Source organism: Streptosporangium heterodermiicola (assembly GCF_051390675.1).
Taxonomy (GTDB): Bacteria; Actinomycetota; Actinomycetes; order Streptosporangiales; family Streptosporangiaceae; genus Streptosporangium.
Map to the genome: position 1 here is coordinate 100,306 of NZ_JBPJSR010000017.1, position 25,414 is coordinate 125,719.

Below are 25,414 nucleotides of genomic sequence, written 5' to 3' on the forward strand. Positions count from 1 at the left end.
GTGGCTGGGGTCCGGACCCCGGCCGCTCGCCGGTCATGCCGGCGGGGGCGGTCCCCCGGAGGGCGGGAGACGGGTCGAGAAGGGACGGCCGGATGCGCGGCTCTGCGAAGACGATTCTCCTCGCCGCGGCGCTGTCGTTCGGGGGGATCGTCGCCGGTCCCGCGCACGCGGCCACCTCCGCCCCCGGCCCCGAGCGGGTGTGCGGGGCCGGATTCGCCCGGGTCGCCCACGGCAAGCAGGCCGTGAGGACCCCCTCCGGGGCGGTGTTCGGCCACGTGTATCTGCTGTACAACCGCAGGACCGGCTACAACTGCGTCACCACGATCAAGACCAGGAACGTCGGCGTCGCCACCTTCGTCTCCGCCACGGTCACGACGCAGAAAATGGGGGCGAGCTCGGGCGGGGGCGGCAAGAACGAGGGCCGCCAGGTCAAGTACCACCTGGGCCCGCTGAAGGTCTACGGCAAGGGCCGGTGCGTCAGATACTCCGGCACGATCTGGGACGACGGGCGCGGTGCCGCCGTCGCCACGGCCCGCTGGAAGTCCTGGGGCAGCTGCGGCTGAGCCGGGGGCGTGTTCCTCTTCCTCTTTTTTCGGAACCGTACGCGCTTCAGCGATCGGCCGGGACCGGAGTATCAGCCGGGGCGAGGATATCGGCCGGGGCGGAAGCGTTGGCCGGGGCGGGGGCGAGGCCGTCGGCGACGAGACCGGCGAGGACCGCCTCGCCCAGGGCCTGGACCGCGGACTGCGGGCGGACCATCACGGTGAACTCCTTGATCAGGCCGTCCTGGTCGAACTGGAGCAGATCCATGCCGTGGACCTGCTTGCCGTTCACGGTGGCCCGGAACAGCAACACGACCGACGGGGCCTCGGTGCCGTCCGCGCTGGTCAGCGCGGTGCCGTCGAGGTGCCCGATATAGCGGAAGTCGTCTTCGAAGGTGCGCAGCAGGACGCCGAAGAGCCCCAGGACCATGGGTTTGCCCTCGAAGGGGGTGAACTTCACCGGGCTGTACAGGCGGATGTCGTCGGTGAACAGGTCACCCAGGGCGGTGAGGTCGCGACGCTCGACGGCGGCCCGGAAACGGTCTGCGGTGGTCATGGTTGCATCCCAGTAGTCAATAAAGTGATTAGTCACTTAATTGACTATCATGGCGGACACTCACCTAATGCCCAGCGGTGAGCACCCGCGCCGGCAGGGCCCGCCCGCGATTCGCCGGACGGCTCAGCGGATCTCGTTGATGCGGATGTGGTTGCCCGCCGGGTCGCGGAAGGCGCAGTCACGGACGCCGTACGGCTGCCGGGTCGGCTCCTGGACGACCTCCGCCCCGCTGTCCCGCAGCCGTTCGAAGGCGCCGTCGAGGTCGGCGGTGGCGAGGATGATGCTGGCGTAGCTGCCCTTGGCCATCATCTCGGTGACGGTGCGGCGCTCGTCGTCGGTGATACCGGGGTCGACGGCCGGGGGCTCCAGGACGATGGACGTGCCGGGCTGCCCGGCGGGGCCGACCGTGATCCAGCGCATCCCGTCGTATCCGACGTCATCGCGCACCTCGAAGCCGAGGGCGTCACGGTAGAAGGCCAGCGAGGCGTCCGGGTCGTCGTGCGGCAGGAAGGTCGCGTGAATGGTGATGTCCATGGCGGCCAGGCTAGACGCGGCCCGGTGACCCCCGCTTCTCGATTCCTGACCGGTCCGGCCACCCGTTTCACCACGCGGGACGGCGCGCGACCCGCTCGCGGGCACCGTGGGAGGAGTCCCACGGTGCCCGCGAAGGCCCCGCTCAGGTGCCGACGTAGGCCGCGAGGTGCTCGCCGGTGAGGGTGGAGCGGGCGGCGACGAGGTCGGCGGGAGTGCCCTCGAAGACGATCCGGCCGCCGTCGTGGCCCGCGCCTGGGCCGAGGTCGATGATCCAGTCGGCGTGCGCCATCACCGCCTGGTGGTGCTCGATGACGATGACCGACTTGCCGGAGTCGACGAGCCGGTCGAGCAGGCCGAGCAGCTGCTCGACGTCGGCGAGGTGGAGACCGGTGGTCGGCTCGTCGAGGACGTAGACGCCGCCCTTCTCCGCCATGTGGGTGGCCAGCTTGAGCCGCTGCCGCTCCCCGCCGGACAGCGTGGTGAGCGGCTGGCCGAGGCTGAGGTAGCCGAGCCCGACGTCGGCGAGGCGGCCGAGGATGGCGTGCGCGGCCGGCGTGCGGGCCTCCCCCGCGCCGAAGAACTCCCCGGCCTCGACCACCGACATCGCGAGCACCTCGCTGATGTCGCGGCCACCGAGATGGTGGTCGAGCACCGACGCCTGGAACCGCTTCCCCTCGCAGTCCTCGCAGGTGGTGGAGACACCGGCCATCATCCCTAGGTCGGTGTAGATGACGCCGGCGCCGTTGCAGCCGGGGCAGGCGCCCTCGGAGTTGGCGCTGAACAGCGCGGGCTTCACGCCGTTCGCCTTCGCGAACGCCTTGCGGATCGGGTCGAGCAGCCCGGTGTACGTCGCCGGGTTGCTCCGCCGCGAGCCGCGGATCGCCCCCTGGTCGATCGAGACCACACCCGCGCCGGCGGGGAGCGACCCGTGCACGAGAGAGCTCTTACCGGACCCGGCGACGCCGGTGACGACGGTGAGCACCCCGAGCGGGATGTCGACGTCGACGTCGCGCAGGTTGTGCGTCGCCGCGCCGCGGATCTCCAGCGTGCCGGTGGGCTCGCGCACCGTCTCCTTGAGGGCGGCCCGGTCGTCGAGATGGCGGCCGGTGACGGTGCCGCTGGCCCGCAGCCCCTCGACGGTGCCCTCGAAGCAGACGGTGCCGCCCGCCGTACCGGCGCCGGGGCCGAGGTCGACGACGTGGTCGGCGATCACGATCGCCTCCGGCTTGTGCTCCACGACGAGCACCGTGTTGCCCTTGTCCCGCAGCCGCAGCAGCAGGTCGTTCATCCGCTGGATGTCGTGGGGGTGCAGGCCGATGGTGGGCTCGTCGAAGACGTAGGTGACGTCGGTGAGAGAGGAGCCGAGGTGGCGGATCATCTTGACGCGCTGCGCCTCGCCGCCCGACAGCGTGCCCGACGAGCGGTCGAGGGAGAGGTAGCCCAGCCCGATCTCCACGAACGAGTCGAGGGTGTGCCGCAGCGAGGCGAGCAGCGGCGCCACCGACGGCTCGCCGAGATCGCGGACCCACCCGGCCAGGTCGCTGATCTGCATCGCGCACGCGTCGGCGATGCTGACCCCGCCGATCCGCGACGACCTGGCCGCCTCACTGAGCCGGGTGCCGTCGCACTCGGGGCAGGTGGTGAAGGTGACCGCCCGGTCCACGAACGCCCGGATGTGCGGTTGCATCGCCTCCCGGTCCTTGGACAGGAACGACTTCTGGATCTTCGGGATCAGCCCCTCGTAGGTGAGGTTGACGCCGTCGACCTTCACCTTGACCGGCTCCTTGTAGAGGAAGTCGTGCAGCTCCTTCTCGGTGTACTTGCCGATCGGCTTGTCCGGGTCGACGAAGCCCGACTCGGCGTAGACCCGTACGGTCCAGAAGCTGTCCGACTTCCAGCCGGGGATGGTGAACGCCCCCTCGGCGAGCGACTTGGAGTCGTCGTAGAGCTGGGTGAGGTCGATGTCGGAGACCGCGCCCTGGCCCTCGCAGCGCGTGCACATGCCGCCGACGCGGGTGAAGGTCGCCTTCTCGGTCTTGCGGGCGCCGCGTTCGACCGTGATCGCACCGCTCGCCCGGACCGTGGGGACGTTGAAGGAGAACGCGTTGGGCGAGCCGATGTGCGGCTGCCCGAGCCGGCTGAAGAGGATGCGCAGCATCGCGTTGGCGTCGGTGGCCGTGCCGACCGTGGAACGGATGTTGGCCCCCATCCGCTGCTGGTCGACGATGATCGCGGTCGTCAGCCCTTCGAGCACGTCGACCTCGGGCCGCGCCAGCGTCGGCATGAAGCCCTGCACGAAGGTGCTGTAGGTCTCGTTGATCAGCCGCTGCGACTCCGCGGCGATCGTGCTGAACACCAGCGAGCTCTTGCCCGAGCCGGAGACGCCGGTGAAGACCGTCAACCGGCGCTTCGGGAGCTCGATGCTGACGTCCTTGAGGTTGTTCTCGCGCGCGCCGTGCACGCGGATCAGATCGTGGCTGTCGGCATCGTGCGGCGCAGGCGACCGCGTGCCCGCCCCCGGGGTCATGCTCATCGTGTCTCCATCCGTGTTCGGCGTCGCCTGGCTCGATCTAACCAGTTTCGAGCGGTACGTCTGCTTGTCCTTCGTTAGCACGGTCGCGGCAACGGCCCACCGCCCATCTGGGGCGACCCAGATGGGCGGTGGGCGGCTCAGCTGATCTCGTTGATGCGGATCAGGTTGCCCGCGGGGTCGCGGAAGGCGCAGTCACGGACGCCGTACGGCTGCCGGGTCGGCTCCTGGACGACCTCGGCGCCCCCGGCCTGCACGCGGGTGAAGGTGCCGTCGAGGTCGGCGGTGGCCAGGGTGATGCTGGCGTAGCTGCCCTTGGCCATCATCTCGGTGACGGTGCGGCGCTCGTCGTCGGTGATACCGGGGTCGACGGCCGGGGGCTCCAGGACGATGGACGTGCCGGGCTGCCCGGCGGGGCCGACCGTGATCCAGCGCATCCCGTCGTATCCGACGTCATCGCGCACCTCGAAGCCGAGGGCGTCACGGTAGAAGGCCAGCGAGGCGTCCGGGTCGTCGTGCGGCAGGAAGGTCGCGTGAATGGTGATGTCCATGGCGATCACGCTAGGCGTGGCCCCGAGGCCGGCGCTTCTCGATTCCTGATCGGTTTGGTCACCCGTTTCGCCACGCACGGCGGCATCCCCGCCGTCGCGCGCGCCGCCTGGCGCCGGTAGGTGCTGGGCGGCATGCCGACCAGCTCGGTGAAGCGGGTGCTGAAGGTGCCCAGCGACGAGCAGCCGACCGCGAAACAGACCTCGGTGACGCTGAGGTCGCCACGGCGCAGCAGCGCCATCGCGCGCTCGACGCGCCGCGTCATGAGGTAGCCGTACGGCGACTCTCCGTAGGCGAGCCGGAACTCGCGGCTGAGGTGCCCGGCCGACATGTGCACGCCACGGGCGAGGGCCTCGACGTCCAGCGGCCGCGCGTACTCCCGGTCGATCCGGTCGCGGACGCGGCGCAGCCGCGCGAGGTCACGCAGGCGCTGCGCGGGGACGGATCTGCTGGTCATCCGCCCAATCGTACGTCGCGCCGGAACCCTCCGGAGCCTCCCGGATCCGGAGGCGCCCCGCCCACCCTGAGCGATCCCCCGGCGGCGCGGCGGAAGACAGGCCCGACGGTCCCCCCCGCCCGTCACGCCGGGCCGCCGCCGACTGCTCTCGCGGCCCGGACGGCACTAACCTGGGGACACTTTTTCACGTTGAATTCCCGTGTCGGGTGAGGAGCCATTTGATGTCGCCGGTTCTGGAGAGTACGGCTCGCGCGCTGCTGCGCAGGATCGCGGTCGAGCAGGCCCAGGGACGCCTGCCCTCGCTGACCGCCGCGGTGGTGCGCGACGGGGAGCTCGCCTGGTTCGGCGCGCGGGGCCGGGTGGAGGGGATCGCCCCCACCCCCGTCACCCAGTACCGCATCGGCTCGATCACCAAGAGCATGGTCGCCGCCGTGGTGATGCGCCTGCGCGACGAGGGGAAGGTCGACCTGCTCGACCCGGTCGGCAAGCACGTCCCCGACCTCCGGTTCGGCGAGGTGACCGTCGCCCAGTTGCTGTCGCACACCTCTGGGCTGAGCGCCGAGTCCCCGGGGCCGTGGTGGGAGCGGACCCCGGGAGTGCCGGTCGCCGAGCTCTTCGCCGGGCTCGGTCCCGAGATGGCCAAGCACCGGCCGGGCCGCCGCTTCCACTACTCCAACGTGGGTTTCGCCCTGCTGGGCGACCTGGTGGCCCGGCACCGCGGCGTGAGCTGGGCCCAGGCCGTGCGGGAGGAGATCCTGCTGCCCCTGGGCATGAACGACACCACCGCGCGGCCGCGCGCCCCGCACGCCACCGGCTACGCCGTGCACCCCTGGGCGGACGTGCTGCTGCCCGAGCCCGAGCACGACGCGGTCGCGATGGCCCCGGCCGGGCAGCTGTGGTCCACCCCCGCCGACCTCGCCCGGTGGGCGGCGTTCGTGGCCGGGGACACCGGGGACGTGCTCGCCCCCGACACCGTGGCGGAGATGCGCGAGCCCGCGACCGTCGACGACGGTGACGCCTGGACCAGCGGTTTCGGCCTGGGCCTGCAGCTGGCCCGCGCGGGCGGCCGCCGCCTGGCCGGTCACAGCGGCTCCATGCCGGGCTTCCTGGCCACGGTGTGGGCCGACCCGTCCGACAAGGTCGGCGTGCTGTTCACCGCCAACTCCACCGCGGGCGTCAGCCGCAACCTGCTCACCGACCTGCTGGCGATCCTCGACCGGCACGAGCCGCGCCTGCCCGCCGAGTGGGAGCCCGTCGCCGACACCGCTGGCCTGCTGGAGCTGGCCGGCCCGTGGTACTGGGGGCCCAGCGCGTACGCGCTGCGGCTGCTGCCCGAGGGCGGCGTCTCCCTCAACCCGGTCGGCGGCGCGGGACGGGCCTCGCGGTTCACCGCCCAGGCCGACGGGACCTGGCTGGGGCTGGACGGCTACTACGCGGGCGAGACCCTGCGGGTGGTCCGCAGGCCAGACGGCTCCCTCAGCCACCTGGACCTGAACACCTTCGTCTTCACCCGCACCCCCTACGACCCGGAGGCGGAGGTGCCCGGCGGGGTGGACGAGGGCGGCTGGCGCAGCTGAGCGGCGAGCGCGGCGGCCGGGCCGCCGGCCTCGGCGTACAGGGCCTCCACCCGGTGAACCACGCGCGGTGAGCTCAGCGGCACCCCCGTCGTCCCGGCCACCGTGGTCACCGCGGCCGCCTCGGCGGCCACGGAGGCGGGCAGCAGGACCAGCCCGTGCCCGGCGGCGACCAGGTTCAGCACCGTGCGCACGTCCTCGCCGTCGTAGCGGGACGCGGCGCGGAACCCGCCCCCGCCGGCCAGCTCGCGCAGCCGCTCCACCGGTACGGCGACCGGCGCCCGCAGCCACAGGGCGTCGGTCAGGTCGGCCAGGTCCAGGCCGCGACGGTGCGAGAGCGGGTGACCGGCGGGCAGGACCACCACCAGTTCCTCCTCGGCGATCCCGAAGCCCGACAGCGGTCCCACGTCGGGGAGCCGCAGCGGGTCGCTGGGGGCGGCGATCCCGTCGACGAGGCCGAGACCGGCCGCGCCCGAGGCGACCTCGGCGGCGACGCGCTCGCGGGCGACGGCGCGCAGCCCGCATCCCGGGGGCAGGCTCCGCACGATCGCCGGGACGCAGGCCAGTGGGGAGGCGGCCACCGTCAGCCGCCCGGCCACCCCCGCCGCGGCGCGCAGCACGTCCGCGCGGGCGGCCCGGTGGCGCAGCAGCAGCGGTCCGGCGTGTTCCAGCAGGCGCTCCCCCGCCCGGGTGGGCGCCACCGGGCGGCGGTGCAGCAGCTCCAGCCCCAGGTCGGCCTCCAGCGCGGCGATCTGCTGCGAGACCGCCGACTGGGTGTAGCCGAGTTCGGTGGCGGCGGCGGAGAAGGAGCGCCGGTCGGCGACGGTGACGAACGTGCGCAGCAGGTGCGGGTCCACGGTGCATCAGTATCGCTTATCGACCCACCAGTAATCATCGTTGGCGCTTACCCGGACGCCGGGGCCAGGATCGGGACATGACCACCGCGAGAATCGCCCTGGTGGGCGACAAGTCACCGTCCGTCCGGTCCCACGCCCGCATCCCCGTCCTGCTGGAGGCGCTGCGCGAGCGCGACGGGCTGGCACTGGACGCCTACTGGATCCCCACCACCGAGGCCGTCGGCCTTGAGGGGTTCGACGGCGTCTGGATGGTGCCCGGCAGCCCGTACCGCAGCGAGGCCGGCGCGGTGAACGCCGCCCGCACCGCCCGCGAGCACGGCATCCCGTTCCTGGGCACCTGCGGTGGTTTCCAGCACACCCTGCTGGAGTACGCGCGCAACGTGCTGGGCCTGTCCGTCGCGCACGCCGAGAACGACCCGGGTGCCGAGGACATGCTGCTGCTCCCGCTGGCGTGCTCGCTCGCGGGCCACGAGGACGCCGTCCGGCTGACCCCGGGATCGCTGGCCGAGAAGGTCATCGGTGCGGAGAGGACCGTGGAGCGATACTCCTGCGCCTTCGGGCTCAACGCCGACTACGTGCCCGCGCTGGAGGCGGGCGGGCTGCGCTTCACCGGCCACGACGAGGCGGGGCTGGTACGGGTCCTGGAGCTGCCGGGCCACCCGTTCTTCCTGGCCACCCTCTTCCAGCCGGAACTGGCCGGGGACGGCAGCCGCCCGCACCCGGTCATCACCGCCTTCGCCTCGGCCTGCGTCACCCGCGCCACCACGTCCGTTCGAGCGTGACCACCCCGGAACGCCGACGGGAAGGCCACCGCCCCACGCGGACAGCCCACGCGGACGCTTCGGCGGGGGCCGAAGCGTCCGGCGTCTAGCCTTTCGGACATCGCCGGGCCACCGGGCATACCGGGCACCACGCCGCGCGGTCCCCGGCGGGGAGCGTGGCGGCCTCGCGTCTCCCCCTCTCCCGAGGAGAAACGATGACATCCGATCCGCTGGTCCTGAGCCGTCCCGCCGAGATACGGGCCGTGCTGTCCGATTCCCGCTTCACCGTCGAGCCCGTACCGCGCCCGCCGTTCGCGCTGACCGTGGCGTGGCTGCGCGGAGCGGTCGGCCGCTTCGCCGAGGGGGCCGAGCACGCCGGGCGCAGGGCCTCGGCGGAGGCGGTGCTGGCCGGGCTGGACCCGGACGCGCTGCGCGCCGAGGCGTTCCGGCTCGCCTCGCGACACACCGGTCCTCTCCCCTGTCCCCGGGAGGCGGTTCCGGTGCTGGTCCTGTCCGTCGCCCTGGGGGTACGGGCCGAGGACGGGCCGGAGGCCGTGAAGGCCGTCGCGGCGATCGCCCCGGCCTACCTCCCCGGACCGGGACCGAAACCGGGACCGAAACCGGAATTGGAACCGGGACCGGGACTCGGGGAGGCGGGCATCGCCTCGGCCGACGAAGGGCTGGCGCGGCTCTCGCGTCTGCTGGGCGACCCGGCCCCGGAGCGGCTGGCCGTGGTGGCGGGGCTGCTCGCCCAGGCGTACGGCCCGACGACCGCTCTGGTCCGCGCCGCCCTGGCCGCCGCACCGGCACGGTTCGCGGGGTCGCGCACGGCCGGGACCCCGCGAACCGTGCCGGTGCGGGAACTGCTGGACGAGACACTGCGCCACGATCCTCCGGTCCGGACACTGCGCCGCAGGGCACCCGGCGACGGAAGGACCGTGCTGCTCGACGTCGCGGCGGCCGGCCGGGACCCCGAGACGGCCCACCGCCCGGACCTCGCGCGTACGGCAGACGAACCGGAGCACCTGACGTTCGGGGCGGGACCGCGCGCCTGCCCGGGCAGGCGGGTCGCGCTGGCCCTGGCGGCCGGGACGATCGAGGCGGCGACCCGATGACGTTCGCGCGGTTCAGGGCGCTGCACCACGCGGACGAGCCGCTGCTGCTCCCCTGCGCGTGGGACCACGCCTCCGCGGCGGCCCTGGCGCGGGCGGGGTTCGCCGCGATCGGTACGACGAGCCTGGGGGTGGCCGCCGCGGCGGGCAAACCGGACGCCGGGCGGGCGACGCGGGAGGAGACGCTGACGCTGGCACGGACGATGACGGGCCTGGGGATCCCGGTGACGGTGGACATCGAGGCGGGGTTCGCCGAGGCACCCGGCGAGGTCGCCGACCTGGTGACGGAGCTGGCGGGGCTGGGAGTGGCGGGGATCAACCTCGAAGACGGTCGTGGCGACCACCTGGCCGATGTCGCGGCACAGGCGGAACTGCTCGCGGTCGTCAGGCGGCGGGTTCCCGAGGTGTTCCTCAACGCGCGCACCGACGCGTTCTGGCTGGACCTGCCCGACGCCCGTGCTCTGGCGCTGGAGAGGGTCCGCGCCTACGCGGCGGCTGGGGCCGACGGGGTCTTCGTGCCGGGCGCGAGTGACGAGCGGGACATCGAGGCGCTGGTGGCCGGGGCCGGGGTGCCGCTGAACGTGCTCGTCCAGCCCGGCGTGCCGGTACGACGGCTGGCCGGGCTGGGCGTGGCCCGCCTCAGTTACGGGTCGCTGCTGTTCCGGGCCGCGTTGCGCGCGGCCGTCACCACGGCGCTCGCGGTGGCACAGGGCGAACCGGTCACCGGCGACGTGCCCTCCTACCAGGAGGTCGAGGCGCTGCACCGGTACGGCTCGCGCACCGGCGACGGCACCCACGGGACGAATCACCGCTGACGCGCGATCACAGCCGCGGGCCACCGTGTCGCGGGGCGGCCGAGAGAGCCGTCGCCCACGAGCCGGAAAGGGCCGGGCGGTCGGCCGGGTCCGGCCCCAAGCGGTCCGGCCGAACGGTCCGGCTGAGAGGGCCGCGCCGATGCGTCCGCGCCGGGTCGCGGTGTGAAGCCTCCGCCGCGCTCCGCCCCTCCCACCGGCCCGACCTGGCCTCGTCACTTCCGATGGCGTACGGACCATCACCCCGCCTGTCCGAACTTGGCTGTCCGGTGGCCCGATTCCGGACGAGTCCGTCCGCGGCCCTGTTGGACACCGTGGCGACGCGGCTTGGCTGACGTTCGACGCGGTGAACGGGTCGGACACGACCGGTGAGCCACGACGAGGAGCAGCCGCCGGGCGGTCCCGACACGGGGGCCCGCCCGGCCGGAAACCCTGCCCACCTCCCACCTCATCAGGTGAGGAAGCGGGAATCCGGCCCGGATCCCGGCGGAATTCCTTACCTGATTTCCCGAAAAGTCGGCACATGTGACCGACCGGAACAACGGAGACCACCATGAACGCACACCGCAAGCTCGCCGCGACCCTCGCCGCCACGGTCATCACCGCCGGCACGGCGCTGCTGATCGGCCAGCCCGCCCAGGCCGCGGAGACCTCGTCCGACGGCGTACGAATCTCCATGGCGGCCTACCCCTGCGGCCTGTACCGGGACGGGGCCAACGCGATGTACAAGAACTGCAGCTCGGCCAACGAGAGGATCTTCGTGACCTACCTCGTCGGCGGCAACCAGTACTTCTGCGTGCCCCCCGGCGAGGCCAAGCGCGTCGGGTCCTGGGCCTTCACCTTCCGGGTCTACAACCGGGGCACCTGCTAACCGGCCGGGCCGCGGCCACCCCTCCCCGCGGCCACCCCTCCTCGCGGGCCTCCGCGCCGACCCGTGCGACGAGCCGCCGAACACGCCGAACACCGCCGAACAGAACGTTCGCCCAGGTCAGGGCCACCGTAGAACCACCTCTCCGAACTTCACGGGGGCGGGAGGAGTTCTCTCGGCGGTGACCTGGGCGAACGCCGCGCCGAGCGCGATCCTTTCCGGGGGTCGTTCAGCGATCGCCTCGGGCGTCGGCGAACGTGGCGCCGATCTCCACCATCCGCTCGACCGCGTAGGCGGGGTCGATCAACGCCTCGGGGGTGTGGAGACCCGGCGCCACGGGTTCGCCGCGCAGGCCGAGCAGCCGTTCGACACCGAGGGCGACGCCGAGCGCGGTCAGGGGGTTCTGCCCCGCCGGGTGGAGGAGGTAGCGGCTCGTGCCGAGCGGTGCGCCCGTGCGGTCCGCTCCTTCGAGGTCGATCCTGACCTCGGCGGAGGCGGGCTCGCCACGGCGCCTGCTCGCGGACTCACCGACCGCGAACTCGAAGCTGACGTTCGGCGCGCCCGTCGCGACGGCCAGGCTCGGAACGTCGAGGGTGGGCATGATCTGGCCGGACATGACGGTGCCGTCGACACCGGTCACCTCCGTCTGCGCCTCGGGGCCGCTGACCCAGCCGAAGACGCCGTCGCGGCGGACGAGCCCCGCCGAGGTGGCGGTCGTCAGGCGTTCCATGTCCGCCGTCGCCGCGGGCCCGCCGATGTCCAGTTCGTCCAGTACGCCGCTGACCCGGACGGTGTCGACCCGGCCGAACTCCCTGGCGAGGTCCAGCGTCGCGAGGACGATGACACCGGCGTACCAGTGACTGGCCAGCAGGATCGGCGCGGCATTGGCCCGCTGGCCGCCCGCGACGACCTCGGGGGCGATGTCCGTCAGGCCGCTGGAGAGGCTGAGGTACGGCAGCCCGCGGTCCTGCGCGTAACGCAGCCCGTTCAGGTGGCTGTCCCACACCGTCGCCACGACCGCCGAGTAGCCGTGCTCGGCCGGGAAGCCGGAACCCGGGAAGCCGGAATCCAGGAGATCGGAATCCGGGAGGCCGGAATCCGGGAGGCCGAGATCGCTTCGCCGCAGGTCGATGGTGACGGCCGTCGCGACGCCGAGTTCGTCGGCGACACGCCGCGCGCGACCGAGGTCGCGGCCCGCGATCGTCAGCGGCAGCTTCGGATACCACCGGCGCAGGAGGGCGGCGGCCTCCGCGCCCGCCTGGCCGGAACCGCCCATGATCAATACTGGTTTCGAGTGCTCCACGATGCTGCCCTCTCACGTCCTCGCTAAGTTACATTTTGTAACCTACATTTTGTAACCTAGCATGGACGGCAACGCGAGGGAGAACGATGACCGCAGCGTCGACCCGCCTGTCCAAGCAGGCCAGGCGGGAGCAGTTGCTCGACACCGCGATGACGATCGTGCGTGCTCAGGGCACCGACAGCCTCACCCTGCTCACCCTCGCGGAGGCCGCCGGGGTGAGCAGGCCGATCGTCTACGACCACTTCGGCACGCGGCCCGGCCTGCTGCTCGCGCTCTACCGGCGGCTCGACGAACGGCACCGGACCGCGGCGGAACAGGCGTTGCGGGAGGCCGCCCCCACCCCCGGCGACACGGCCCGCGTCATGAGCGTCGCGTACTTCACCTGCGCCACCGACATGCCGGAGTGGAACGCCATCTCCGCCGCGCTGAAGGGGAATCCGGAGATGGAGGCGGCCGAGCACGAGATGCTCGCCGGCTACACGGACTGGATGGCCGCGGCGCTGCTGCCGTACTCCGGTCTCACGCCGGAGGCCCTCCGGCTGCGCTGCGTCGGCGCGCTGGGCGCGGCCGAGACGATCGCCGCGGAGCTGAACCGGGGGCGGGCCACCGTGGCCGACGCGGTCACCGCCCTGACCGACCTGATCGTCGGCGGCATCGGCACCGGGGCCGGGGTCGGTCAGTCAGTGGCAGGCGCTTCACGGCCGTACTCCACCGGGGAGTCCCGGCGGGATTGATCCCGCCGGGACCGGCGTACCTCGCGGGGGCTCCGGACCGGCGGGGTACGGCACCGGACCGCGCCCGCCCCGGTCCACCGACAGGCATCTGCAGACACCTGCAGACACCGACAGACACCGGCAGGGCCCCTTCTCACGCCACGACCGCGCTCAGCCGGTGGCGGCGCCGAACCACCTGGGCAGCCGGTCGAGCAGCTCCCCCTGGTCCTCGCCGGCCCACGCCACGTGGCCGTCCGGCCGCAGCAGCACCGCGGGCACGTCCAGCTCCTCGCTGACGTCGACGACGTGGTCGACCCGGTCCGCCCAGCCCGCCACCGAGAGCCGGCCGGTCTGGTCGAGCAGCAGCCCGCGGCCGCCGCGCGTCAGCTCGTAGAGGCGGCCGTGCTTCAGCGCCACGTCCCGCATCCGCCGGCCGAGCAGGTCGGGCCCCTCGCCGAAGTCGTAGCGGATCCCGATCGCGACGATCTTCTCGATCAGGTGGCGGTTCACGTCCTCGAAGTTCATCAGTTCCGCCAGCAGCCGCCGCACCGCCCGCGGCCCCGGCTCGGCGGACATCAGCTCCATCTGCGCGCGGGTGTTGTCCAGTACGTCGGCCGCCACCGGGTGCCGTTCGGTGTGGTAGCTGTCCAGCAGCCCCTCCGGCGCCCAGCCGTTCACCTCGGCGGCCAGCTTCCAGCCCAGGTTGAACGCGTCCTGGATGCCGAGGTTGAGCCCCTGCCCGCCGACCGGCGGGTGGATGTGCGCCGCGTCTCCGGCCAGCAGCACCCGGCCGGTCCGGTAGCGCTCGGCCAGCCGGGTGGCGTCCCCGAACCGGGACAGCCAGCGCGGCGAGTGCACACCGAAGTCGGTACCGGCGAAAACCCGCAGCCGCCGCTTGAAGTCCTCCAGGGTCGGCGGGACCGAGCGGTCCTCGGCCACCCCCTCGGCGGGCACGACGACGCGGTACACCCCCTCCCCGAAGGGCCCGACACCGAACCTCAGGTGGGTCTTGCGGACCTCGGCCACCGCCGCGGCCAGCGTCTCCGGTGGCACGGCCACCTCCATCTCGCCCAGCAGCGTGTCGGCCCTGGAGGGCTCGCCGGGGAAGCCGACGCCGAGCAGCCCGCGCACCGTGCTGCGGCCGCCGTCGCAGCCGACGAGGTAGCGCGAGCGCAGCCGCGTGCCGTCGGTCAGTTCGGCGGTCACCCCGTGCTCGTCCTGGCTCAGCCCGGCCAGCTCGCGACCGCGCCGGATCTCGGCACCGAGCTCGGTGGCGCGCTCGGCCAGCAGGCGGTCGGTGATGGGCTGCCGGATGCCGAGGACGTAGGGATGCGTGGTGTCCAGCCGCTCGGGCGAGGGCCTGGTGACGGCGGCGAAGAAACCGCCGACCGGGTGCCGCCGGCCGAGCGCGAGGAAGCGCTCCAGCAGGCCGCGCTGGTCCATCACCTCGATGCTGCGCACGTGCAGGCCGAGCGAGCGGACGTACGCGGCCGGCTCCGCCTCCTTCTCCAGCACGAGCACGCGCACGCCGTGCAGCCGCAACTCGGCGGCCAGCATCAAGCCGGTCGGCCCGCCACCGGCGATGATCACGTCGATCATGAAAGTCCCCCATCCGACTGATGTCGCGTTCCGGCCGGCGGCTCGGCGCGGTCCGGCGGCGCGCATGTCCGCGCCCCCGCGTCGTGGGTCCCATCGGCGGTTCGGCGTTCTGCGGGCCCCGCACGCCGACAAAGCACGCCTGCCGCGCGAACCCCTGATTTCCCCAGGTCCTGGCCTCGGCCGACGATTCTGCAGCACGACCCGGGTCTTGCCGCAAGCCCCCCGGTGCGCTATACGTTGAAAGTGGCAGGGAGTCTTTTATTTCCCTGCCTTTGCCTTTTGCCGTCCGTTGCGGACGTGCGGGCCCTCCGAAGCGATCCGCCACCGGCCGGACACACCTGGGCCCATCTCCTCCTCTCTCCCCGGCCCCCGATCGCAGGCTCATATTTCCATCTGGCAATATGAGTGGATGAGCGCCTACGCAGCCCTGGCCGAGCCGCACCGCAGGCAGATTCTCGACCTGCTGCGTGATGGCGAGCGGCCCGCCGGGGAGCTGGTGAAACGCCTTGATCTCAGCCAGCCCGGCGTGTCCAAGCACCTCAAGGTGTTACGCGAGGCCGGACTCGTCGTGGTGCGCACGGACGGCAGGCAGCGCGTGTACGCGCTGCGCCCGGAGCCCCTCGCCGAGGTCGACCGGTGGCTGGAGCCCTACCGCATGTTCTGGTCGAGGCGCCTCGACGCCCTGGAACGACACCTGGAGGAGAACCCATGACGGACGGAACCCTGGAAACCGTGGACGGCCGCCCGGCGCTGCGCTTCGAGCGCACGCTCGCCTACCCGATCGAGCGCGTGTGGCGGGCCGTCAGCGTGCCGGCGGAGCTCGAACGCTGGTTTCCCGCGGCCGCCGACTGGACACCGGCGACGGGCGAGATCTTCGAGGCCGGGGGCGCGACCGGCGAGGTGACCGAGGTCGATCCGCCCCACCGCCTGGCCTGGACCCATGCCGGCCAGTCGTACAGCTTCGACCTGGCCGCCCACGGAGACGGCTGTCGGCTGGTCTTCACCCACGTCATCGACGACCGCGGCCTCTCGGCGCAGACCGCCACCGGCTGGGACGCCTACCTTTCCCGGCTTGAGCCTCACCTCGCCGGCAAGGACCTCTCCGAGGAGGAGGCGCACGCGGGGTGGGAGGAGAAGCACGAACGTTACGCCGAGCGCTTCGGGGTCGACCCGGCGCCGGGCCGGCGCCTCGCGGCGGTCCTGCGCGGAGACGGCGAAGACAACAGGACCAACGGCGCCAACGGCGGAGCCTGAGGCCCCTGAGGCGCCGCGCCACCGCGTCGCCGGCGACGTCGGAGAAGGCGAAGGCGACCTCGTCGTGGGCGTTTCCCGGGGCCCAGACGATGCTGTCGCCGTCGGTGTGCAGGGTCATGGTGAGCAACGCCGTCGGGTGTGCGGTCGAACCGCACGTTGTCGTATCGGTCTTTGTAGTCCGCGAATCGGGTCAGCTTCGACATGGTGCTGGTTTCTCTTCCTTGGGTGGGCACAACGTTGGGAGGGCGTGCGCGCTCCGGGCCACGTGGTCGCGAAATGCCGAGACCACGGCCTGCCGGTGCGCACCAAGGTCAGGAGCGCGAGAAGTCCAGGACGAATCGCCCGCGGACTCCTCCGGCCTCCAGGGCGGCGTGGGCGCGGCCGGCGTCGGCGGGGTCGATCACTTCGGCGACGCGGGGTGTGAGTTGCCCGGCCTGCACGGCGTCGGTGAGTTCGCTGAGGCTGCCGGGGATGTCGGGGTTTTCATAGAAGCCGAAGTAGCGGTAGTCGATGCCGCGCGGCGCGGGTTCGGGCAGGGGGGCCGTGCCGCGTTCCCCGATGGCGCGCAGGCTGGAGTAGATGCCGTTGTCGGCGACCGCGTCCAGTACGGCGGCGCCGAGCAGGGCGGCATCGGCGAGGGCGTCGGCGCCGCCAGGGACCTGCCGGCGTACGTCGGCGGCATAACCTGGGCCGCGGCGGACGATCAGGTCGGCTCCCAGGCGGCGGACGAGGGCCTCGTCGGCGGCGCTGGAGTCCGCGATCACGCACGCGCCGGCGCGCTTGCCCAGTTCGATGAAGTAGCCGCCGAACGCCCCGGTGGAGCCGGTGATCGCGAGGGTCACACCGGGCCGCGCCTCCAGGACGCGCAGACCCCGCAGGGCCGTGAGGCCGTTCATCGGGATCGTGGCGGCCTCGATCAGGCTGACGTTCTTCGGGGCGGCGCTCACCTGGCCGGCGGGGACGACGACGTACTGGGCGTACCCGCCGTTGTGGGGCCGGTCGGGGATGACGACGGCCATCACCCGGTCCCCGGCGCTGAACCTGGAGTCGCCGGAGCCGACCTGGTCGATGATCCCCGCGACGTCCATGCCGAGGATGTAGGGCCCTGGCATGGCTCCCAGGTCGACGTCGCCGATGCGGATGAGCGTGTCGGCCGGGTTGACGGCGGCGCCATGGACACGGATGCGCACTTCGCCCGGCCCGGCTTCAGGGGCGGGAAGGTCCAGTTCGGTGAGAACGTCCGGTCCTCCGGGCATGTGGAAACCGACGGCTTTCATGATGTCTCCTTGATCGCTTTCATGGGTGATCTGGCCGCGGCGCGGGCAGGTTCTCTCCGCGCGGGAAGGGGGGAAGGGGGAGTCAGCGCGGGGAGTGGGAGCGTCCACTGCGCTTGATCACCCGCAGCAGGCGGGTGATCAGCAGCACGGTCAGGCCCAGTCCCCTGCGGCCGGGCAGGATCAGAGCTTCGGGGCTCTCGTGTTTGGCGACCAGGTCCCAGGCGGTGTCCGCGATGCGGTCGGGGTCGAGCAGGTAGGCCTCGTCCGACTGCCCCGAGGAGGACATGGCCGCGTGGATGTCGCTGCCGTTGATCAGTCCGCCGATGAGTAGCACGCCGGAGAAAAGGCCCTGCTTGGCGAGTGCGGCGTTGAGCGTGACGGCGTAGCCGCGGGCCGCGGCCGCCGGAACCGTCATCGCGCCGAGTTCCGGGACGGGAAGCACGGCGCTGATGGCGCTGGTGAACAAGAACGCGCCCCTCTTGCGCTCAAGCATTCCCGGCAGCGTCCTGGCGACCACGTCCGCCGCCGGGTGCACCAGGGCCATGGCCGCTTCGACGTCGGATGCCGCGATCTGGTCGATCGGCTTTCGCGCTTCGGTCATGTTGTGCGGCGACGGCCCGTAGTACACGAAGTCGACGTCGCCGAACTTCTGCTCGACCTCGTCCAGGGCCGCGCCCAGCCCGACGGTGTCGCGCACGTCCGCGGCGAACGCGGCCGCCTCGATCCCACGACCGGCCAACTCCCGAAGGGCGTCATTGTGGCGATCGGGGTTCCGTGAAACCAGAGCGATCTTGTATCCCCCGCGCCCGAAGCGTCGGGCCATCGCGAGACCGAGGCCCGGACCGGCTCCGATAAGGACTGCAGTGGGCATTACCGATTTCCTCAATCCTCAAAGTGACAGTTCGCGCTCGTTTTCCGTCGACGGGAACGATGCGGCTATCGTAAGCAGACAACCGGACAGGGTTATCCGTTTGCAGGGGAAGTGGGAAGAATGGCTGCGGAAGAGTCCCAGATACCCCGGGCGGCCGGCGGGTCCCCCGACGCGGAGGCGCCGGAGGCGACTTTGCGTGCCGACGCCCGGGAAAACCGGCACAAGATCCTCGACGCGGCGCGGCACCTGTTCGCGGCGAAGGGCATCGACGTGCCCATGGCGGCGATCGCGCGCGAGGCGGGAGTCGGTATGGCCACGCTGTACCGGCGTTTCCCGACCCGGCAGGAGCTGCTCACCGAAGTCTTCGCCGAGCAGTTCGCCCAGTGTGCCGCCATCGTCGAAGCCGCCCTGGCAGACCCCGACGCCTGGCGAGGGCTGCGCACCGCCGTGGAAGGACTCACGGCGATGCAGGCGGAAGACCACGGCTTCAGCGCCGCCTTCGTCGAACAGCTCCCCCAGGGGGCGATGATCGAGGAGAAACTACGGCAGGGCGTAGCCGGATTCCAGCAGCTCATCCACCGCGCGCAGAAATCCGGTCAGCTCCGCCGCGATTTCGCGTTCGACGATCTCGCGCTGGTTCTCATGGCCAACAGCGGTGTGGTGCACCACGCACCCAATTCCGCAGCCGCAACGTCCAGGCGGCTCGTCGGCTACCTCCTCGACGCATTTCGAACAGACGGCACCGCACGCCAGCCGCTTCCGCCTCCCGTCCCCACGGACTTGAACCAAGTGGCTTTTCCACCAGGCCCTCGATGAAGAACGGCGCGGTCGGCCTCCGGGAAGGACCGGACCGGGTTGTAGCGGTAGCCGACGGCTGCTGATGATCTCGGTCCGCTATCGCGGATAGTAGATGATCATCGTTCACCGGCCGGTGGGGCGGAGCGACCGCGGCGACCTTCAACGCCCGCTTGGACGCTGGGGTTGACGTCATCGTCTGGCGCACCACCGCTCGGCTACCACCCCGGCTGAGCGCCGTCATCTTCACCGCCGCTACCGGCTCCACGGCCACCGCTCCCGCGCCCAGACCTGCGATCTCCGCGACCCGGTGCAGCTCGGCGGTCATCACCCGGCCCGAGGCCCGGGTCGGCGGCGTACGCAGCCGCTCCAGCTCCGAGACCCGCCTGCCCTCGGGCACCTGGAGCAGCCCCGGCAACGCCGAACGCGGCTCCGGCCCTGCGCGCTCGGCCAACGTGCGGTACGGCCGTTCGTTCTCCTGCCCGCGCACCTCGCTGAATCGTCGTCAGGATCGTGTTCCCGCCGCCAAAATCCGGTCCGATCCCCCCGGAGGCTTACACGTCTACCAGCGCAATTCTCCGGTTTCATCCTGAAACGTTCCTGTCGGACCATCCGCGTCGAGGGTCGCCAGGCGTACGACGGTTCTGGCGCTCTCTTCCGGTGATCTTCCGCCTCCGAAGGCCGCGGTCAGGTCGGTGGCGGTGAAGCCGGGTTCGAGCGCGTTGAACTTGACGCCCGGCTGGGACTTGGCGTACTGGACCGTGAGCATGGTGGCCGCCGACTTGGACGCGGAGTAAAGCGCGGTCGCCAGGTGGAACTCCGGCCGGTCGGGATTGGTCACCGCCCAGAACGACCCGGCGCTGCTCGAAACGGTGACCACGGTCGGGTTCGAGGATTTGCGCAGCAGGGGAAGGGCCGCCTCCGTGACGCGCACGATTCCCACCGCGTTGGTGTCGAAGACGCGGAGAGCCGTGGGACCGTCGGTGACCCCGTTCTCCAGGATGCCCGCGTTGTGCACCAGGACGTCGAGCCGGCCCTCGGCCGGGTCGATCGCCGCCAGCGCGGCGCTCACCGACGCGTCGTCGGTCACGTCGAGTTGCACGAACCGTGCGCCGATCGCCGCCGCGGCCTTCTCGCCCCGCTCGACGTCACGCGCGCCGATGTGGACGACGTGGCCCAGCTCCAGGAGCTGCCTGGCCGTCTCGAAGCCGATGCCCTTGTTGGCCCCGGTGATCAGTGTGATGGTCATGCGTTTCCTCTCGAAACATGTGGCCCGAGCGGGCCGTCGGCGCCTCTACGCGCGGCTACCGGCCCTGGGCCGGGGCCGGGGCCCCGACGCGTGTGCCCTCGGCCGTGCGGCGCCGGCCAGGCCGATTCCGCCACCCCCGGCTGGTCCCACGCGAACGGCCCCCTCGATTTCTGTATCGATCGCTACAAAAGTTGTAGAGTAGCACTTCGGTAGCGATCGCTGCGGAAGAGGTAGGCTGCGGGAGTGGAGACGAGACAGAACGGCCCGATCGGCCGGCCGCGGGGATTCGACGCCGACGAGGCTCTCGAGCGCGCCGTGCTGGTGTTCTGGGAGCACGGCTACGAGGGGGCCAGCCTGGCCACCCTGACAGGCGCGATGGGCATCTCCACCACCAGCATGTACGCGGCCTTCGGCAACAAGGAGGAGCTGTTTCGCAGGGCCCTGGAGCGCTACACCGAGGGCCCGAGCGCATACCTGGTCCAGGCCCTGGAGGAGCCGACCGCCCTCGGCGTCGCCACCGCGATCCTGGCAGGCACCGTTCGGACCACCACCCGCCCGGCCCATCCTCACGGGTGCATGGGTGTCCAGGGCGCCCTGGCCGTCGGCGACTCCGGGCGTGAGGTCCGTGACCTTCTCGTCTCCTGGCGCGACAACAGCCACTCCCTCGTCCGCGAGCGGTTCCGGCGAGCCGCCGACGACGGTGACCTGCCCCCGGAGACCGATCCGGGGCTGCTGGCCCGCTACGTCACCACCCTGGCGTTCGGCATCGCCGTGCAGGCCGCGACCGGTGTCGGCCGCGACGAACTCCAGGAGGTGGCCGACGCCGCCCTCCGCAACTGGCCGCTCTCCTGAGAACCACCCGGCGCTCGGCTCAGCGGGTGACCGCTCGCCGTCTTCGTCCGGACACCCCCGGGCTGTCCCCTGTCCAACCGGCGGGCTGACATGTCCGCGTCACCGGTGGACCGGGCCGAGCCCGGCTCCCCGGGAGTCGCGAGACCCCGTCACCCGGTGCGCGTGTGGCTCATCCTCCAGTTGGGGACCCAGGTCCGGCCGCCGTCGGTGGAGAAGGACTGCTCCCACGAGGCCCGCTCCGCCCCGGGGGTCCAGAGGAAGCGCACGTCGATCGGCCGCCCCTCCCACTCGTCCGGGCCCTCGAAGACGCCCGTGCCGTCGGCGCCGAAGGAGCCGGTCACCGGACTCTCAAGTTTTCCGCGCAGGCTGTTGACCCAGTGGATCGACCAGGTCCTCGTCTCCGGACGGAAGAGCCGCAGCGTCACGCCGCGGAACCCCTCGGTCGGGTACCAGCCCTCGTCGAAGCTGATCGCGCCGTCGAAGTACGTGTAGCCCTTCATCGTGGAGGCCGCCTCGTACCACTCCGCGGGCTCGCCGAGCGCGGGCCCGCGGCGCTCGTTGCGCGTGTCCCACCCGCCGACCAGGAAGTCGAAGTCGCCCGTCGGCTTCGGGAGGTCCATCCGCGGCGGCTCGGTGTCGCGGCGGGTGAAATCCATCGTCCAGTTGACCTCCCACGACTCGCCGCCGTCCTCGGAGAAGGACTGCTCCCAGTGCGCGGTCGTGTCGGTGATGTCGGACCAGGCGTAGCTGACCAGGATCGGCCTGCCGTCGAGCTCCTCCTCGCCGACCAGCCAGCACGCCCCGTCCTTCCAGCGGCCCTTCACCGGCGGCTGGAGCTCCATCGTCGTGCTGTCGATCCAGTGGATCGTCCATTCCCTCTCGACCGGGTCGAACAGCCGCACCGACATCCCGTACGACCCCTTGTCCGGGAACCGCATCTCGTCGATGCTGATCGCGCCGTCGAAGTGGGTCCGGGCACTGCACGTGCCCTCGTACTCCCGCCAGTCGTCGCCGCCGACGAAGACCTTCTCCAGGGTCCGGTGCCGGACGTCGAAGTGGCCGTTGAGGAAGTCGAAGTCGCCGGTTTCCTTGGTCCAGATCGTCATGGGGACCAGTCTGCGGACCGACCCTGACAACCTGTGGCAGTGATCCCGCGCCGATCTCTCCCCGCGCGGCCCGGGTCCGGTCGGCGGCGGGGGACGGATCCGGGAGGAGGAGGCCGGGTCAGTTTCCCTTCGCGGCGCGGCCGAGACGGAGGGCCGAGACGAGGAAGAGGATGCCGCCGGGGATGGCGTAGCCGACCGCGTTGGTCAGCGTCGGGTTGTCCGCGGAGGCACCGAGGACGAACGACGCGCCGGCGAGTACGGAGACGCCGCCACTGATGATCATTGGCCACTGGCCGCCCATCCCGCGGCGGGTGACCCCCACGATCAGCTGGACCAGCCCGGCCACGACCGCCCAGGCGCCCCACACGCGCAGCACCGCCGGGATACCGGACGCGCAGGCGACGGCCACGCCGACGGCGGTGATCAGGCTGACCGCGACGTTCACGTACGGCAGGGCGGGTGATCCGGTGGCGCGCGTCGCGCGGGCGTCGACGACGGCGGCGGCCACGTCGAACAGCGGGTAGAGCACGAGCAGGGTGACCGCGAGCGGACCCAGTGTCGAGACGGTCGTGAACATCACGAGAGCCCAGACGATGGCGAACGCGAACCGGACGAAGTACAGCCGCCGCAGCACGGACGCGGTCCCGGAGATGCTGGGCGAAGCGGTGATGGTGCTCATGGTGACCCTTTCACGGGATGAGTGACGAGGAGAGCGGTCCGGTGCGTCCCGCGGCCGGCTTTCTCGATCGGGTGAGGCCTTCTCGATCGGGTGAGCGAGCGGTGCGCACTCGCGTACACGTGCCACTGGGACGACTCCCCAACAAGACAGAACGTTCTACCGCGACACAGCATGGCAACCTGCGGCGCGAGCTGTCAAGACCGAACGTTCTACCCGCTAGGATGGCGGCATGCGCAGCCAATCCGAAGGCCGGCCGTCCGAAGCGCGATCCCGGCTGCTCGGCACGGCCATCCGGCTCTTCTACGCGGAGGGCATCCACGCCGTCGGCATCGATCGCATCGTCGCGGAGGCGCAGGTGACGCGGGCCACCCTCTACCGGCACTTCCCCGGCAAGGAGGACCTCGTCCTCGCCTACCTGAACGAGGTCGACCGGGCCATGCGAGGCCAGGCGGACGCGGCCGTCGCCGCCGGACTCCCGGCCGCCGACACCGTCCGAGCCCTCGGCGAGTCCATCGCCCAGGGCATCCGGTCCCCCGGCTTCCGGGGGTGCGCGTTCCTCAACGCCGCCGCCGAGCATCCCGCCCCCGAGTCCCCCGTGCGCGAGGCCGTGCTCGCCCACCGCCAATGGTTCCTGGAGACCGTCACGGAACTGCTGGCCAAGGTCCGGGAGACGGGCGCCGAGCCCGCCGCCCGCCACTTCGTGATGATGCGCGACGGCGCCATGGCCGCAGGCTGCCTGTTCGACCCGGCGCTGGTCTGTGAGACCTTCCTGCACGGGGTCGAGGGGCTCCTGCGGGTTCATGCCGCCACCGACGACATCGGGCCGGCGGGGCCCGGGCACGCCGTCGACGCGCCTGCACGGTGACCGGCTCCGTCACCGATCTCGTCGGCGTGGTGGCCGGCACACGGCCGGGCCCGGGCGCGCGCCGAGGGGCCGGTGGCGCCGCGCGGTGCCACGGACGTCACCCGGAAATCCTGAGCGTCACGCGGGCGGGGCGGAGGGCTTCGCGTCGCGGCGGTTGGCGTGCACGCTCGTGATCGTGACGGTGATCAGGACCACGACGATGACCCCCAGCGAGATCGGCGTGGGAATCTCCGGGACCCACGTCCAGACGCCGTGCGCCCAGTGCAGGACGAGCTTGGTCCCGATGAAGGCCAGGATGACGCTGAGCCCGTGGTTCAGGTGCCGCAGTTTCGTCAGGACGCCCAGGAGCACGAAGTAGAGCGCCCGCAGGCCCAGCAGGGCGAAGGCGTTGGTGGCGAAGACGAGGAAGGGATCCTCGGTCACCCCGTACACGGCGGGCACCGAGTCGACGGCGAAGACGATGTCGGTGGCGAAGACGGCCACGATGGCCAGCGCCAGCGGGGTCAGGGCGCGGCGGCCGTTCTCACGGACGACCAGGTGGGAGCCGTGGTAGTCGTCGGTGACCGGCATGAAGCGGCGCAGCAGCCGGATCGAGCGCATTGAGGAGATGTCGACCTTGTGCTCCTGCCCCCTCAGCGCGTCCTTGAGGATCTTCCAGGCGGTGACGATCAATATCCCGCCGAACAGCAGGAACGCCCAGGTTCCGCTCCGCAGGACGGCCGCCCCAAGGGCTATGAAGATCGCGCGTAGCACCAGGGCCCCGATGATGCCGTACAGCAGGACGCGCTGGGCCAGCACGGAGGGGACCGCGAAGGCCGACAGCAGCAGCATGAACACGAACAGGTTGTCGACCGACAGTGACTTCTCCACCACGTAGCCGGTGAGGAACTCCACCGCCACACCGGACCCGAAGACCCCCCACACGTAGACGCCGAACAGCAGGGGCAGCATCAGGTAGAAGACCGACCAGCCCACCGCCTCGCGCATCCGCACCTCATGCGGGCGCCGGGTCAGTACGAAGTCCACGGCCAGCAGGACCATCAGGGCGGCCACGGTGATCGTCCACAGTTTCGGTGAACCGATTGTTTCAAGATCGTCTATCGGCAGGATCGCCTCGGCGGGCATGCGACCTCCTCGAACGCGCTCGGCTGTTCGAGGTCTCCTTCACCTGCGCCTGCGGGCGGCCGCCCGGGGACGCCGCGGGACGTCCGTACTGACCGGATCGGCTCTTGGGAAGTACTCCCCTCGTCCTCCCAGGTTAGGCGGATCCCCGGGCGGCGGTCTTCCCCGGGGTGCGTTTGACTATGGCCTGAGCTGCACGGATAGTGGAATTGACACGGAGGGGAGTACCCACCGTCCGACACCCCGATCGTCATCACGGCCCCCGAGCGCGGGGAGGCCCGGCGGGGTGGCCCTCGTCGACACGGGGGTGTGGGAAGACCTTCGTCCTCGTCGTCACCCGAGCGCAGCGAGGCCGAGGGAGGACTCGATGCCGACCACCACGTTTCTCGAAATTCTGCTGGGCGTGCTGCTGACGATCTCCGCGATCGCCGTCGTCGCCGTCCTGTGGCCGGGCAGGCCCCGGCCCCGGCCGCCGCTCCCCCTCGAACCACCCCCTCCGTCCCGTCCGCCGGTCACCGGCACGAGGACAGGCCGGAGGCGCCGCACCCCGGTTTCGCGTCGGCCGAGGCCCGGTAGG

At 71.7% G+C, this 25,414-nt stretch carries 27 protein-coding genes; 12 read left to right on the forward strand and 15 right to left on the reverse strand.

Translation table 11 applies throughout. From position 1 onward, the window contains the following. Nucleotides 1-92 precede the first annotated feature (92 nt). Nucleotides 93-563, forward strand: coding sequence for a hypothetical protein (locus tag ACSC1Q_RS31275; protein ID WP_436762282.1), 471 nt, complete (start codon nt 93-95; stop codon nt 561-563). Between the two features lie 46 nt (nt 564-609). Here the strand turns inward: ACSC1Q_RS31275 and ACSC1Q_RS31280 are convergent, their stop codons facing one another. The 5 genes from ACSC1Q_RS31280 to ACSC1Q_RS31300 form a co-directional block, all read right to left on the reverse strand. Then, nucleotides 610-1,098 (reverse strand): nuclear transport factor 2 family protein, encoded by a 489-nt coding sequence (locus tag ACSC1Q_RS31280; protein ID WP_436762283.1) that lies wholly within the window; start codon nt 1,096-1,098, stop codon nt 610-612. Between the two features lie 123 nt (nt 1,099-1,221). Next, on the reverse strand, nt 1,222-1,632 hold the full coding sequence (locus tag ACSC1Q_RS31285; protein ID WP_436762284.1) for a VOC family protein: 411 nt from the start codon (nt 1,630-1,632) through the stop codon (nt 1,222-1,224). 142 nt (nt 1,633-1,774) lie between these two features. Further along, nucleotides 1,775-4,159: an ATP-binding cassette domain-containing protein gene (locus ACSC1Q_RS31290; RefSeq protein WP_436762372.1), complete on the reverse strand. Its 2,385-nt coding sequence runs from the start codon at nt 4,157-4,159 to the stop codon at nt 1,775-1,777. A 143-nt stretch (nt 4,160-4,302) separates the two neighbouring features. Further along, nucleotides 4,303-4,713 carry a VOC family protein gene (locus ACSC1Q_RS31295; RefSeq protein WP_436762285.1) on the reverse strand — a complete coding sequence of 137 codons (411 nt, stop codon included), beginning with the start codon at nt 4,711-4,713 and terminating at the stop codon, nt 4,303-4,305. Between the two features lie 5 nt (nt 4,714-4,718). Next, nucleotides 4,719-5,168, reverse strand: coding sequence for a helix-turn-helix transcriptional regulator (locus tag ACSC1Q_RS31300; RefSeq protein ID WP_436762286.1), 450 nt, complete (start codon nt 5,166-5,168; stop codon nt 4,719-4,721). A gap of 221 nt (nt 5,169-5,389) precedes the next feature. On the opposite strand from ACSC1Q_RS31300, the gene ACSC1Q_RS31305 reads away from it, so the two are divergent. Next, complete coding sequence (locus ACSC1Q_RS31305) at nt 5,390-6,745, forward strand: serine hydrolase domain-containing protein (protein WP_436762287.1); 1,356 nt, start codon at nt 5,390-5,392, stop codon at nt 6,743-6,745. Here ACSC1Q_RS31305 and ACSC1Q_RS31310 read toward each other — a convergent pair. Further along, the gene (locus ACSC1Q_RS31310; protein ID WP_436762288.1) at nt 6,688-7,599 is read right to left on the reverse strand and encodes a LysR family transcriptional regulator; all 912 of its coding nucleotides are present in this window, start codon (nt 7,597-7,599) and stop codon (nt 6,688-6,690) included. The two genes, ACSC1Q_RS31305 and ACSC1Q_RS31310, sit on opposite strands and share 58 nt — an antisense overlap. Nucleotides 7,600-7,676: 77 nt before the next feature. Between ACSC1Q_RS31310 and ACSC1Q_RS31315 the strand changes: the two genes are divergently transcribed. The 4 genes from ACSC1Q_RS31315 (at nt 7,677) to ACSC1Q_RS31330 (ending at nt 11,155) form a co-directional block, all read left to right on the forward strand. Continuing rightward, a complete protein-coding gene (locus ACSC1Q_RS31315; RefSeq protein WP_436762289.1) occupies nt 7,677-8,381 on the forward strand; it encodes a CTP synthase C-terminal region-related (seleno)protein in 705 nt (234 codons plus the stop codon). Between the two features lie 194 nt (nt 8,382-8,575). Next, nucleotides 8,576-9,475: a cytochrome P450 family protein gene (locus ACSC1Q_RS31320; protein ID WP_436762290.1), complete on the forward strand. Its 900-nt coding sequence runs from the start codon at nt 8,576-8,578 to the stop codon at nt 9,473-9,475. Further along, entirely contained in the window at nt 9,472-10,287 is an 816-nt protein-coding gene (locus ACSC1Q_RS31325) for an isocitrate lyase/PEP mutase family protein (protein ID WP_436762291.1), read from the forward strand. The genes ACSC1Q_RS31320 and ACSC1Q_RS31325 overlap by 4 nt, the downstream gene beginning before the upstream one ends. Nucleotides 10,288-10,837: 550 nt before the next feature. Continuing rightward, nucleotides 10,838-11,155, forward strand: coding sequence for a DUF6355 family natural product biosynthesis protein (locus tag ACSC1Q_RS31330; RefSeq protein ID WP_436762292.1), 318 nt, complete (start codon nt 10,838-10,840; stop codon nt 11,153-11,155). 226 nt (nt 11,156-11,381) lie between these two features. On the opposite strand, the gene ACSC1Q_RS31335 is transcribed toward ACSC1Q_RS31330, so the two are convergent. Then, on the reverse strand, nt 11,382-12,455 hold the full coding sequence (locus tag ACSC1Q_RS31335; protein ID WP_436762293.1) for a hypothetical protein: 1,074 nt from the start codon (nt 12,453-12,455) through the stop codon (nt 11,382-11,384). An 86-nt stretch (nt 12,456-12,541) separates the two neighbouring features. On the opposite strand from ACSC1Q_RS31335, the gene ACSC1Q_RS31340 reads away from it, so the two are divergent. Beyond that, complete coding sequence (locus tag ACSC1Q_RS31340) at nt 12,542-13,189, forward strand: TetR/AcrR family transcriptional regulator (protein WP_436762294.1); 648 nt, start codon at nt 12,542-12,544, stop codon at nt 13,187-13,189. Nucleotides 13,190-13,339: 150 nt separating this feature from the next. Here ACSC1Q_RS31340 and rox read toward each other — a convergent pair whose 3' ends face one another. Then, on the reverse strand, nt 13,340-14,767 hold the full coding sequence (gene rox, locus ACSC1Q_RS31345) for a rifampin monooxygenase (protein ID WP_436762295.1): 1,428 nt from the start codon (nt 14,765-14,767) through the stop codon (nt 13,340-13,342). Nucleotides 14,768-15,176: 409 nt separating this feature from the next. On the opposite strand from rox, the gene ACSC1Q_RS31350 reads away from it, so the two are divergent. Continuing rightward, nucleotides 15,177-15,479 (forward strand): ArsR/SmtB family transcription factor, encoded by a 303-nt coding sequence (locus ACSC1Q_RS31350; protein ID WP_436762296.1) that lies wholly within the window; start codon nt 15,177-15,179, stop codon nt 15,477-15,479. After that, nucleotides 15,476-16,021, forward strand: coding sequence for an SRPBCC domain-containing protein (locus ACSC1Q_RS31355; RefSeq protein ID WP_436762297.1), 546 nt, complete (start codon nt 15,476-15,478; stop codon nt 16,019-16,021). The genes ACSC1Q_RS31350 and ACSC1Q_RS31355 overlap by 4 nt, the downstream gene beginning before the upstream one ends. Before the next feature lie 311 nt (nt 16,022-16,332). Here the strand turns inward: ACSC1Q_RS31355 and ACSC1Q_RS31360 are convergent, their stop codons facing one another. Together ACSC1Q_RS31360 and ACSC1Q_RS31365 are read right to left on the reverse strand one after the other, a co-directional pair. Beyond that, entirely contained in the window at nt 16,333-17,298 is a 966-nt protein-coding gene (locus tag ACSC1Q_RS31360) for an NADP-dependent oxidoreductase (protein WP_436762298.1), read from the reverse strand. Nucleotides 17,299-17,380: 82 nt separating this feature from the next. Continuing rightward, nucleotides 17,381-18,169 carry an SDR family NAD(P)-dependent oxidoreductase gene (locus ACSC1Q_RS31365; RefSeq protein WP_436762299.1) on the reverse strand — a complete coding sequence of 263 codons (789 nt, stop codon included), beginning with the start codon at nt 18,167-18,169 and terminating at the stop codon, nt 17,381-17,383. Nucleotides 18,170-18,289: 120 nt separating this feature from the next. Here ACSC1Q_RS31365 and ACSC1Q_RS31370 point away from each other — a divergent pair, with 120 nt between their 5' ends. Next, a complete protein-coding gene (locus ACSC1Q_RS31370; RefSeq protein WP_436762300.1) occupies nt 18,290-18,985 on the forward strand; it encodes a TetR/AcrR family transcriptional regulator in 696 nt (231 codons plus the stop codon). Nucleotides 18,986-19,526: 541 nt separating this feature from the next. Here the strand turns inward: ACSC1Q_RS31370 and ACSC1Q_RS31375 are convergent. After that, nucleotides 19,527-20,213, reverse strand: coding sequence for an SDR family NAD(P)-dependent oxidoreductase (locus ACSC1Q_RS31375; RefSeq protein WP_436762301.1), 687 nt, complete (start codon nt 20,211-20,213; stop codon nt 19,527-19,529). Nucleotides 20,214-20,456: 243 nt separating this feature from the next. Between ACSC1Q_RS31375 and ACSC1Q_RS31380 the strand changes: the two genes are divergently transcribed. Next, nucleotides 20,457-21,065 carry a TetR/AcrR family transcriptional regulator gene (locus tag ACSC1Q_RS31380; RefSeq protein ID WP_436762302.1) on the forward strand — a complete coding sequence of 203 codons (609 nt, stop codon included), beginning with the start codon at nt 20,457-20,459 and terminating at the stop codon, nt 21,063-21,065. A 149-nt stretch (nt 21,066-21,214) separates the two neighbouring features. Here ACSC1Q_RS31380 and ACSC1Q_RS31385 read toward each other — a convergent pair whose 3' ends face one another. Both ACSC1Q_RS31385 and ACSC1Q_RS31390 read right to left on the reverse strand, forming a co-directional pair. Next, entirely contained in the window at nt 21,215-22,171 is a 957-nt protein-coding gene (locus ACSC1Q_RS31385) for a hypothetical protein (RefSeq protein WP_436762303.1), read from the reverse strand. Nucleotides 22,172-22,289: 118 nt separating this feature from the next. Next, entirely contained in the window at nt 22,290-22,850 is a 561-nt protein-coding gene (locus tag ACSC1Q_RS31390) for a hypothetical protein (RefSeq protein WP_436762304.1), read from the reverse strand. Between the two features lie 229 nt (nt 22,851-23,079). On the opposite strand from ACSC1Q_RS31390, the gene ACSC1Q_RS31395 reads away from it, so the two are divergent. Continuing rightward, nucleotides 23,080-23,715 carry a TetR/AcrR family transcriptional regulator gene (locus tag ACSC1Q_RS31395; protein ID WP_436762305.1) on the forward strand — a complete coding sequence of 212 codons (636 nt, stop codon included), beginning with the start codon at nt 23,080-23,082 and terminating at the stop codon, nt 23,713-23,715. Nucleotides 23,716-23,832: 117 nt separating this feature from the next. On the opposite strand, the gene ACSC1Q_RS31400 is transcribed toward ACSC1Q_RS31395, so the two are convergent. Together ACSC1Q_RS31400 and ACSC1Q_RS31405 are read right to left on the reverse strand one after the other, a co-directional pair. Next, nucleotides 23,833-24,840, reverse strand: a complete 1,008-nt coding sequence (locus ACSC1Q_RS31400) for a TerC family protein (protein WP_436762306.1) — start codon at nt 24,838-24,840, stop codon at nt 23,833-23,835. A gap of 330 nt (nt 24,841-25,170) precedes the next feature. Then, nucleotides 25,171-25,353, reverse strand: coding sequence for a hypothetical protein (locus ACSC1Q_RS31405; protein ID WP_436762307.1), 183 nt, complete (start codon nt 25,351-25,353; stop codon nt 25,171-25,173). Nucleotides 25,354-25,414: the final 61 nt, after the last annotated feature.

Bases quoted from the DNA above. Each gene is read 5' to 3' on its own strand.
- ACSC1Q_RS31285 (WP_436762284.1), bottom strand. From the start codon at position 1,632: ATGGACATCACCATTCACGCGACCTTCCTGCCGCACGACGACCCGGAC.
- rox (WP_436762295.1), bottom strand. From the start codon at position 14,767: ATGATCGACGTGATCATCGCCGGTGGCGGGCCGACCGGCTTGATGCTG.
- ACSC1Q_RS31315 (WP_436762289.1), top strand. From the start codon at position 7,677: ATGACCACCGCGAGAATCGCCCTGGTGGGCGACAAGTCACCGTCCGTC.
- ACSC1Q_RS31330 (WP_436762292.1), top strand. From the start codon at position 10,838: ATGAACGCACACCGCAAGCTCGCCGCGACCCTCGCCGCCACGGTCATC.
- ACSC1Q_RS31280 (WP_436762283.1), bottom strand. From the start codon at position 1,098: ATGACCACCGCAGACCGTTTCCGGGCCGCCGTCGAGCGTCGCGACCTC.
- ACSC1Q_RS31390 (WP_436762304.1), bottom strand. From the start codon at position 22,850: ATGAGCACCATCACCGCTTCGCCCAGCATCTCCGGGACCGCGTCCGTG.
- ACSC1Q_RS31340 (WP_436762294.1), top strand. From the start codon at position 12,542: ATGACCGCAGCGTCGACCCGCCTGTCCAAGCAGGCCAGGCGGGAGCAG.
- ACSC1Q_RS31365 (WP_436762299.1), bottom strand. From the start codon at position 18,169: ATGCCCACTGCAGTCCTTATCGGAGCCGGTCCGGGCCTCGGTCTCGCG.
- ACSC1Q_RS31395 (WP_436762305.1), top strand. From the start codon at position 23,080: ATGCGCAGCCAATCCGAAGGCCGGCCGTCCGAAGCGCGATCCCGGCTG.
- ACSC1Q_RS31300 (WP_436762286.1), bottom strand. From the start codon at position 5,168: ATGACCAGCAGATCCGTCCCCGCGCAGCGCCTGCGTGACCTCGCGCGG.
- ACSC1Q_RS31320 (WP_436762290.1), top strand. From the start codon at position 8,576: ATGACATCCGATCCGCTGGTCCTGAGCCGTCCCGCCGAGATACGGGCC.
- ACSC1Q_RS31360 (WP_436762298.1), bottom strand. From the start codon at position 17,298: ATGAAAGCCGTCGGTTTCCACATGCCCGGAGGACCGGACGTTCTCACC.
- ACSC1Q_RS31325 (WP_436762291.1), top strand. From the start codon at position 9,472: ATGACGTTCGCGCGGTTCAGGGCGCTGCACCACGCGGACGAGCCGCTG.
- ACSC1Q_RS31370 (WP_436762300.1), top strand. From the start codon at position 18,290: ATGGCTGCGGAAGAGTCCCAGATACCCCGGGCGGCCGGCGGGTCCCCC.
- ACSC1Q_RS31350 (WP_436762296.1), top strand. From the start codon at position 15,177: ATGAGCGCCTACGCAGCCCTGGCCGAGCCGCACCGCAGGCAGATTCTC.
- ACSC1Q_RS31400 (WP_436762306.1), bottom strand. From the start codon at position 24,840: ATGCCCGCCGAGGCGATCCTGCCGATAGACGATCTTGAAACAATCGGT.
- ACSC1Q_RS31290 (WP_436762372.1), bottom strand. From the start codon at position 4,159: ATGACCCCGGGGGCGGGCACGCGGTCGCCTGCGCCGCACGATGCCGAC.
- ACSC1Q_RS31295 (WP_436762285.1), bottom strand. From the start codon at position 4,713: ATGGACATCACCATTCACGCGACCTTCCTGCCGCACGACGACCCGGAC.
- ACSC1Q_RS31305 (WP_436762287.1), top strand. From the start codon at position 5,390: ATGTCGCCGGTTCTGGAGAGTACGGCTCGCGCGCTGCTGCGCAGGATC.
- ACSC1Q_RS31385 (WP_436762303.1), bottom strand. From the start codon at position 22,171: ATGACGATCTGGACCAAGGAAACCGGCGACTTCGACTTCCTCAACGGC.
- ACSC1Q_RS31375 (WP_436762301.1), bottom strand. From the start codon at position 20,213: ATGACCATCACACTGATCACCGGGGCCAACAAGGGCATCGGCTTCGAG.
- ACSC1Q_RS31275 (WP_436762282.1), top strand. From the start codon at position 93: ATGCGCGGCTCTGCGAAGACGATTCTCCTCGCCGCGGCGCTGTCGTTC.
- ACSC1Q_RS31355 (WP_436762297.1), top strand. From the start codon at position 15,476: ATGACGGACGGAACCCTGGAAACCGTGGACGGCCGCCCGGCGCTGCGC.